Genomic DNA, 8,463 nt, shown 5'->3' on the forward strand with positions numbered 1-8,463 from the left:
TTTTATTTTGTCTGAGTGCTAACGATAGTGGCTAACTTGATTGTAAAACGCGGGATGATTACGCGCAAACGACGGATCATTTTCAATTAACTTATACAGTTTCGTATGATGCGACGGCAGGCAGTGAAACCACTTGGACGAATACGGTGACGGGACCAGATATTGATACCCATGTGGATTGGCATCCTGATCCACCCGATGATAAAACCACCACCCCTGAAAAAAAGGGGATCTGGGAGGCCACTGATAATAATCTGCGTTGGGATATTGTGGTGAACCAAGACCAAAAGCAGATCAACGGTGCGACTGTCACTGATACGATCGATGATGATCAAAGTTTTAAAAGCGTCCAGTTATATGCCACGCATAAAGGGGACGATGATAAGTGGAAAGAAGATACGCCAATTACTGACTTTAAGTACGACTTTGATCGTAATTCGAAACAATTGACGGTCCACTTGCCAGATGCTACTGATCAGACGTATTTAGTGGTGGTGCGAACCAAGCGGGTCGATCCGCTGGCGGCAATTCCCTACCAAGATACTGCCTTCTACCATCATGGTGATGTTAACGACAAAACGAATGGGGCAACAATTTATCCCGATCATTCTGGTGAAATCATCGGCAAAACCGGCTCTGAGTCAGCGACTAACGGGAACCAAGTCGATTGGGAAGTCAAAGTCAACATGGCCTTGGCCACGCTGACGAACGTGGTGGTGACAGACGTTGCGAGTGCCAATCAAAGCGTCGACTTGGATTCATTGACCATTTATCCCTTGGTGATGGATGCGCATAATTATAATGATGGCGCAGCCACGCCAGATAAAGCCCATCCTTTGGTCAAAGGGACAGATTACGCCCTCGACTCACAAACGGATGGTGAAACCGGTAAAACGATCACCACCATTCGCTTTAAGCATGAGCTCAACCAAGCGTATGTGATCACCTATCATTCCGCTTTGATCGGGGCCTCTGGCAATGTGGTCAATAATGTCAAAATCGTTGCCGATCAAAAAAAGGACGGGCAAACGGCGACGGAAGTGACGGTACCAGTTTCTGGTGCCGGTGCCACGGTGGAAGGGATACCCGGTGCTTATACGGTGCATAAAACTGACCCCCATGGCAAAGCACTTTCTGGCGCTGAATTTACCCTGACGCCAGTGAATGGTGGCAATGCCCGTACCGTGACGACTGATGAGCATGGAGAGGCGACTTGGCAGAACTTATACACCGGTCAGTATTATCTCAAGGAAACTAAAGCCCCAGCAGGTTATCAGATTTCACCGGAGTATCAAGGAAAAGGAAGAATTGTTGATCTGACTTTTAAAACGGGCGATACTGACCAATCAATCACCGTCGTCAACGAAAAAGCCATCCTCCCCCACACCGGAGGTTGGCAGCGTGCCATTGCCTTGTTGATCGGCACCATGTTGTTGGCCTTGGCAGGTTGGTTGATCGTCGCGCGGATAAAGAAAGCAGGTGAAGTCAGATGATCAAACGCAATTTTATTTGGTTAAGTCTGCTTGCAGGCCTTTTCATCGCCTTCATTATGCCGACTCACCCAGTGCACGCCAGCAACACCTCGATGCATTTGGCAGAACCATATGAAACCGTGACGATTTATGACGTGACTGAAGCTTGGTACACCAAAGCCCCGCACACTATCGAACAAACCATGGCGCGCCAAGATCAATTTGTGCAAAACCCGCCAGCAGACAAACACTTGATCCAACAAGTGCAAGCAGATGCTGACTTGACCGCATATTTTGACCTGCAAGCTAAACAAAATAACCGTCGCGCAGTTTACTATCTTGAAGCGAAAAACGGCCAAAGCGTCGTGATCGTGATGCCAGCCAAAGCGTCGACTTTAGACATTTGGCCGAAAGAATTGATCACCACGCCGATTCCGGACCAGCCGCACAAACCGCATCACCACAACCCAAGTCATCCGAAATTGCCTGCGACCGGTGAAGCAGTGAATGGCTTGGGGATGTTAGGAATAGTGGCACTGCTTTTGGCAAGTGTGGTAGGATGGCGTCAACGGGTGCATTAATCAAAGTCGGCCTCGTGTCGGCTTTTTTTGGAGGAAATCATGGGCAAAAAGCGGCCGCTGTTAGGCGTGATCGATGTGCTACTATTATTAGGCTTGTTGGCAGGCGCGGTGATCGTCGCTTATCCGTTTGTCAGCAATGCTTGGGTGACGCAACAAAACCAATCTTTGTTGAAGCGGTATGCGCATCGCGAAACCACCGCGCAAGAACAAAGTCTCAAGGCCGAATATGACAAAATTGTCGCCGCCAACCAGACCTTTCAACAAAGTGGGGAACAGCTCGGACTTTCGCAATTTGACGCAGCAGTATCCGATTCGCGCCAACTCAAAGTGAAGCGCGATGACAAAAAGCTCGCCGCCGACACCATCGCCAAACTTTCCATTCCCAAAATTGGCGTAGATTTGCCAGTGTTTGCCAACACCTCGGACTGGTTACTCCAATTCGGGGCGTGTCGGTTGAATGGATCAGGCTTTCCAGTCGGCGGCAAGGGCAATCGGCCGATTATCTCTGCCCATCGCGGGGTGCCCAATGCCACACTGTTTACCCATTTGCCCCAGCTGAAGCATGGCGATAAATTTTATCTGACCGTTGGCGATCACAAACTGGCGTACAAAGTGATCGCGAAAAAAACGATTTTACCCACTGATGTGCACGCCTTGAAAGCTGTGCCTGGCAAGGACTTGGTGACCTTGATGACTTGTACGCCTTATATGATCAACTCACACCGCTTGTTGGTGACCGGCATTCGCGTGCCTTATACAAAACAAGATGAAGCAAAACAACAATTTGACGAGTGGTTCAATCGCTTGTTGCCATGGCTTTGGGTCGCCGCAGCGTTGGCGTTTGTATGGTTGTTCTGCCATGTTGCGCGCTTGCTGATGGTGTCGCGCCAAGATTATCAATTGAAGCTGACGACTGAACCGAACTCGCCAATTACCGTGCGCAATGGGCACTTTGGGAAGAAGCGGGTGTTCATCGCCGACGCTCAAGGTCAAATCGATGAAATGCTGCCAGGTGGCAAATATCATGTCGCAGGACCGAACTTGAAATTGAAAGCTTTCGTCAAACATTTGCGCGATGAACAATTTACGCTGAAATAAAAAATCAGGTTAGTTCGCAAATTTAAGCGAGCTAACCTGATTTAATTTTTTATGCTTCGACTAAATAGTCGCGCAGTTGGCCGGCTTGGATCGGGTTGACCGTGGTGGTGATCAAGGTCCCGTTTTCCGTGTAGTCGGTGTTTTCCACACTGGTTTCGCGATTGATGAAATCCACCACTTGCCCTTTATCAAAAGGAATCAAGTATTGGTTGGTAACATCTTGTGCAAACAAGTGGCTTTGAATCAATTCAGTGAGCTTGTCCAAGCTGGCGGCATCGCGAGCAGAGTAAATCAAGTCATCGCCGTTGACTTCAGGGAATACGGTGCCAGCTTTGAGATCGGCTTTGTTGTAAGCCACGATCATCGGGATGTCGTGAATGCCGATGGAGTCCAACGTTTTTTCGGTGACTTGCATCATGTCTGGGTAATGCGGATCGGCATAATCGACCACTTGGATCAACAAGTCCGCACTGGCCGCTTCAGCTAACGTGGCTTTAAAGGCATCGACTAACGTATGCGGCAGCTTGGACACAAAGCCGACGGTATCTGAAAGCAAGAACTTGCGGTTGTTCGGCAACGTGATTTGGCGCACGGAAGTATCCAAGGTGGCAAATAACATGTCTTTTTCAAACACTTGCTTGGTTTCAGGATGATCAGCGAACTTTTCCAGCAGGCCGTTCATGGTGGTGGACTTGCCGGCGTTGGTATAACCGACTAAGGCAACCGTTGGCAATTCTTTGTCGGTGCGCTTGGCGCGGCGGACTTCTTCGCCTACGTCAGCGTCTTTGAGTTCCCGACGCAAGCGCGCGATGCGTTTGTTCAAAACTCGCTTGTCCATTTCCAGCTTGGTTTCACCAGCCCCGCGGTTGGCGACCCCACCGCCACCTTGCTGATCCAGCTTGTTGGCACTAGGGTGCAGGCGTGGCAAGGCGTATTGCAGTTGGGCAATTTCGACTTGCATTTTAGCAGTTTTGGATTGGGCGCGGTTGGCGAAGATTTCTAAGATCAACTGGGTGCGATCGACGATGTGGTGCTTGGTTTCGCGCTCCAAATTCCGCAATTGCGAAGGCGAAAGTTCGTCGTTGACCAATACCGTGGTGGCGTCGTAAGCATCGGCTAATTCGCGAATTTCTTCAACTTTCCCACTACCGAAGTAAAAGGCGGCAGTGGAGCGGTCGAGGTTTTGACGTAATTCGCCGACCACGTCATAATTGTTGGCTTTGGCGAGTTCGACCAATTCGGTCATGGTATAGTCAAAATCTTCGCGGCCGCGAGAGATCCCGGTAACTAATACTTTTTCCGGTTGTAAAATGTTTTCTTGCACATTGACTCCTTAATGCCCGCAAACACACAAAAACGGTAGCGCGGGCTACCGTTTAAGGTTGGTGCGAGCCTGCGTGTGAGTGAATTAAATTGTAGCGAACTTTTTCAAACGCATGATGGCTCGCTCCCTTCGTCATAAGTTAACTTCAGTGTAACATGTTCACCCGCACTTGCCCACAAACAATTATTTTTGTGACAGCATCGTCTCAGTGACTAACTTGATTTGGCCTTTCACTGCGATCGGATCATAGTAATACATTTTGTCAAATGGCAATTCGATGACATGCTTGGCTTTCACAGCAGGCAAGGATTGCCATACCGCATTGGCGTTCAAATCGCTGATCGATTGTTTGGAGCCGGAGGTGTTGGAGAAAAATAGCCAATCCCCAGCGTAAGTCGGAGAGGCTTCAGTTGAAATCTGCTTGTAGCCAGTGCCTGATTCCACTTTTTGCGCGGCTTTAGTAAGTTGAAAGCCCATGGCAGTCACAATCGCTGAGCTGCCGCGCCCCCATGTCGAACCGTCGACGTATAACTTGTTGGCTTGGATGTCAAAGAAGGAAACGGTGGTGTTGGCCGGGTCGATGCCGTTGGCTTTCAAATTCGTCGTCGCCGTTTTGGCGGTTTGCTTTAAATCGGTGGTGACTTTTTTCGCTTGAGCTTGACGGTTGAACAATTGCCCGAATTTGGTCAAGGATTGATAAACGTCGCCAGTGGAGCCATAAGGAATGTACAGCACCGGTGCGATCGACTTGAGTTTTTTGACGTCGGCTTCATTAGATGTCACGATGAGATCTGGGTTCAGTTTGAGGATCGCTTCTTGATTCATCGTATTGCCCAAGTTTTTGATGCCTTTGGTTTGCGTTTTGGACAACCAGGGATTGGCGAGGTCCATTTGTGTGGAGCCGACCACGTTGACGCCTAAGCTGATCAATTGATCGGTGTAAACCGTCGATACCACGCGCTTGGGATGGGCCGGGATCTTGGTTTTGCCAGCGGTGGTGGTGACGGTGCGCATGGATTGTGAACTTGTCGTCTGCGTTTTGGCACAACCGGCGAGCACGAATAAGCTGAGTAAAGCGATGAGAAAGCTGCGTTTCTTCATGATAGTCAAACCTCCGATTTTTGAAACAGTAACATTAAAAAGTATGGCATGGTGATCACCGCCACGACTAAGCCGACGGGTAAGGTCGCGGGTAAAAATAAATTATTGGCCACAGTATTGCTGGCAAGCATCAAGGTGCAGCCAACCAGTATCGACATCGCAAAGCGGGTGGTGAATTGGCTGCCGACTAACCGCTTGGCAATGTTGGGACTCATCAACCCGATCAAGGCAATTGCCCCACCGACTGCGACTGCAACTGCGGCTAACGCAATTGCCAAGCTCATTAATAGTCGTTTGGTGCGATTAATATTCACGCCAGCAGCTTGGGCCATGTCATCACCAAGGTTCAACATGTTAAAATCAGCGCGGAACCACCAAACCAAAAGCAACAACACCACTGCCGCTAATCCATAGCCTGCCAGAAACTTACCATCCACATTCCAAAAGCTTCCAGTCAACCAGGTCAACACGCGTTCAAAATCAAACGAATTCATATTGAGCTGTAACATTAAAATCACGCCATTGAGCAAGGCTGTCAACGCAACCCCGCGCAATAACAAGCGCAAGCGGTCGTGTTGGGCGTTGGTTTGTTGGACCAACACTAAGGCACAACCTGCGCCAAGGATCGCCGCCAAGGGTAACCAAGTTTGGACGGATAAAGCTTTATAGCGCGCACTTAACGCGATCAATAATACCGCGCCTAAGCTGGCTCCGGCGTTCACGCCTAAAATTGAAGAATCGACTAATGGATTTTGCGTGAGTTGTTGCAACAACAACCCGCTGACTGCCAAGGCACTGCCGCAGATCAATGCCGCAAACACATAAGGCAGGCGCATTTGCCAAATCACTAAAGTCGAAACGTGATCCCCAAGGCCGAATAATGCGTTGAGCACTTGGCTGAGCGATAAGTGAATGTCACCAAACATTAAACAAGCGAAGGTGGCCAATAGCGCCAGCGCGATTACAATCAGGTAGCGCGTGAAGGTCTTCATGCCACCACCACCTTTTTGTGATTCAACATCACCATCAAAAAGATCCCGCCACAAATCGCACTTAATGCAGAAAGTGGCAATTCATTCGGGCGGTTGAGCGTTTTGGCAAGGATATCGACGGTTAACATAAAGCTGGCGCCGAGTAACATCGTTGGTAAAACGTTGCGTTCCAATCGGTCCGGATGCCAGAAGCTCACGAGCTGGGGCACGCCTAAGCCGACAAAGCCGATATTGCCGCCAACTGCGACTGCCATTGCCGCACTTAAAACGACTAATACACTCGCCAGTAAGCGGGTACGTGCAGGCCGCACGCCTAACCCACGGGCAGTGCTGTCGTCTAAAATCAACAGCGACAACTCTTTATGAAAACAGGCAACGCCGATCACTAAAATCACCATCACGACGAGCAACGCATGGACTTGTGGCATGGTGACATTCGCAAACCCGCCAACTAACAAGTTGCGATACTGCGCGGTTTGATTGGTCAAGATCCCAATGGCATAAGCGATGCACGTGATCAAACTCGACACCACAGTCCCACCTAAGATAAACCGGAGCACATCTAATCCGCGCCGGCGCATCGCTAACCCTAAAACAACGACGAAAGCTAAGCCTGCGCCAAGGATGCTCAACCACAAGGAATTGAAAATGTTGAGATTAAGTCCCATCAAGCCGCCGATCATCAACGCCAACATCGCACCAGCATTCACGCCTAAAATCGACGGATCAGCGATCGGGTTGTGTGAGACGTTTTGCATCAGTTGACCGGATAACGCGAGCATTCCACCAACTAGGATGGCGGCTAAGGTGCGCGGCAGCCGAATGGTCAATAGGATCTGTTGGGTGAGGTGAGACGCGGAAAACCAACTGAGTGGCCCATACCATTTCACCCCGGCGGCAGTCGAAAGCATTGCCAGCAGACCTAACAATAGAAGCAACACAACATTTAAACGCCACAAACCACTTCGTTTCATCAGGCGTCCTCCAAAGTTTGCGTGTTCAATAGTTGCGGATAATCACAGCCACTCGGGGTGACTAACTCGGCGCTGACGCCAAACACATCAGCTAACAACGTATCCGTTAACACTTGCTTAGGGGTGCCTGTGGCCACTAGTTGACCATCATGCACGCAGATCAAATGATCACAATAGCGTGCCGCTTGATTTAAGTCATGTAATACCACGACGACGGTTTTGCCCATATCCTGATTGAGGCATTGCATCAGATTCAACACGGAGAGTTGATGAGTGAGATCCAGATATGTGGCCGGCTCATCCAACAACAAGATCTGAGCATTTTGCGCCAAAGTCATCGCGATCATCGCGCGCTGCTTTTGCCCACCAGATAAGCTGTTCAATGGGCGATCGGCAAGGTCGGCGACTTTAGCTTGGATCATCGCCGCTTGCACCTGCGCCTTTTCATCAGGATCAGCGCCAAACATCCCGGAATGATAGGCGTAGCGACCAAGTTTCACCAAAGTGGCCACCGTGAGATCCCCTGGTACTTGCGGACTTTGCGCCAAATAAGCCAGTTTGGTGGCGAGTTGCTTGCTTGAATAGGCAGACAAAGGCTGGCCGAGCACTTGTAAGTCGCCAGCTTTCAGTGGATTGATTTGGGCGATGGCCTTGAGCAAGGTGGACTTACCGCTACCGTTAGGGCCGATCAATCCGGTGATAAGGCCTGCTGGAATATGCAAGGCTTGATCACGCAAAATGATGCGCTGGTCATAGCCGATGGTCAAATGTGTGCCAGTGATAATGTCTGCCATGGTGCCTCCTGATGGGACCGATTACAACTTAGTGTGACAAGCATAGCAGGATTCAAAGAAACTAACAAGAACCTGGATTATTCATAGAATTTCAAAAAAGCAGCGAAATCCCACGATTCACACGGGA

Annotated in this window: 8 protein-coding genes; 3 read left to right on the forward strand and 5 right to left on the reverse strand. The window is 49.7% G+C overall.

Translation table 11 applies throughout. The features are described 5' to 3' along the window. Positions 1–146: 146 nt before the first annotated feature. The 3 genes from FD01_RS09110 to FD01_RS09120 are packed head-to-tail and all read left to right on the forward strand — an operon-like array spanning position 147 to position 3,151. A complete protein-coding gene (locus FD01_RS09110) occupies positions 147–1,493 on the forward strand; it encodes an LPXTG cell wall anchor domain-containing protein (RefSeq protein ID WP_056963842.1) in 1,347 nt (448 codons plus the stop codon). Further along, on the forward strand, positions 1,490–2,053 hold the full coding sequence (locus tag FD01_RS09115; protein ID WP_056963844.1) for an LPXTG cell wall anchor domain-containing protein: 564 nt from the start codon (positions 1,490–1,492) through the stop codon (positions 2,051–2,053). The genes FD01_RS09110 and FD01_RS09115 overlap by 4 nt, the downstream gene beginning before the upstream one ends. 39 nt (positions 2,054–2,092) lie before the next feature. Further along, positions 2,093–3,151, forward strand: coding sequence for a class C sortase (locus tag FD01_RS09120; RefSeq protein ID WP_054718885.1), 1,059 nt, complete (start codon positions 2,093–2,095; stop codon positions 3,149–3,151). A 49-nt stretch (positions 3,152–3,200) separates the two neighbouring features. Here FD01_RS09120 and hflX read toward each other — a convergent pair whose 3' ends face one another. The 5 genes from hflX to FD01_RS09145 all read right to left on the reverse strand — a co-directional run bounded on the left by hflX (position 3,201) and on the right by FD01_RS09145 (position 8,336). Beyond that, positions 3,201–4,475, reverse strand: coding sequence for a GTPase HflX (gene hflX / locus FD01_RS09125; protein WP_056963846.1), 1,275 nt, complete (start codon positions 4,473–4,475; stop codon positions 3,201–3,203). A 183-nt stretch (positions 4,476–4,658) separates the two neighbouring features. Then, positions 4,659–5,576, reverse strand: coding sequence for an ABC transporter substrate-binding protein (locus FD01_RS09130; protein WP_056963847.1), 918 nt, complete (start codon positions 5,574–5,576; stop codon positions 4,659–4,661). Between the two features lie 5 nt (positions 5,577–5,581). Further along, positions 5,582–6,568: a FecCD family ABC transporter permease gene (locus FD01_RS09135; protein ID WP_056963849.1), complete on the reverse strand. Its 987-nt coding sequence runs from the start codon at positions 6,566–6,568 to the stop codon at positions 5,582–5,584. Beyond that, positions 6,565–7,542 carry a FecCD family ABC transporter permease gene (locus FD01_RS09140; protein ID WP_054718877.1) on the reverse strand — a complete coding sequence of 326 codons (978 nt, stop codon included), beginning with the start codon at positions 7,540–7,542 and terminating at the stop codon, positions 6,565–6,567. The genes FD01_RS09135 and FD01_RS09140 overlap by 4 nt, the downstream gene beginning before the upstream one ends. Next, positions 7,542–8,336, reverse strand: a complete 795-nt coding sequence (locus FD01_RS09145; protein WP_056963851.1) for an ABC transporter ATP-binding protein — start codon at positions 8,334–8,336, stop codon at positions 7,542–7,544. The genes FD01_RS09140 and FD01_RS09145 overlap by 1 nt, the downstream gene beginning before the upstream one ends. Positions 8,337–8,463 lie beyond the last annotated feature (127 nt).

It is taken from the genome of Lacticaseibacillus manihotivorans DSM 13343 = JCM 12514 (assembly GCF_001435035.1).
Lineage (GTDB): Bacteria > Bacillota > Bacilli > Lactobacillales > Lactobacillaceae > Lacticaseibacillus > Lacticaseibacillus manihotivorans.

What these genes read in the sequence shown, in the direction of transcription:
- FD01_RS09115 (WP_056963844.1), top strand. Translation starts at nt 1,490, where the DNA reads ATGATCAAACGCAATTTTATTTGGTTAAGTCTGCTTGCAGGCCTTTTC.
- FD01_RS09120 (WP_054718885.1), top strand. Translation starts at nt 2,093, where the DNA reads ATGGGCAAAAAGCGGCCGCTGTTAGGCGTGATCGATGTGCTACTATTA.
- FD01_RS09130 (WP_056963847.1), bottom strand. Translation starts at nt 5,576, where the DNA reads ATGAAGAAACGCAGCTTTCTCATCGCTTTACTCAGCTTATTCGTGCTC.
- FD01_RS09135 (WP_056963849.1), bottom strand. Translation starts at nt 6,568, where the DNA reads ATGAAGACCTTCACGCGCTACCTGATTGTAATCGCGCTGGCGCTATTG.
- FD01_RS09140 (WP_054718877.1), bottom strand. Translation starts at nt 7,542, where the DNA reads ATGAAACGAAGTGGTTTGTGGCGTTTAAATGTTGTGTTGCTTCTATTG.
- FD01_RS09145 (WP_056963851.1), bottom strand. Translation starts at nt 8,336, where the DNA reads ATGGCAGACATTATCACTGGCACACATTTGACCATCGGCTATGACCAG.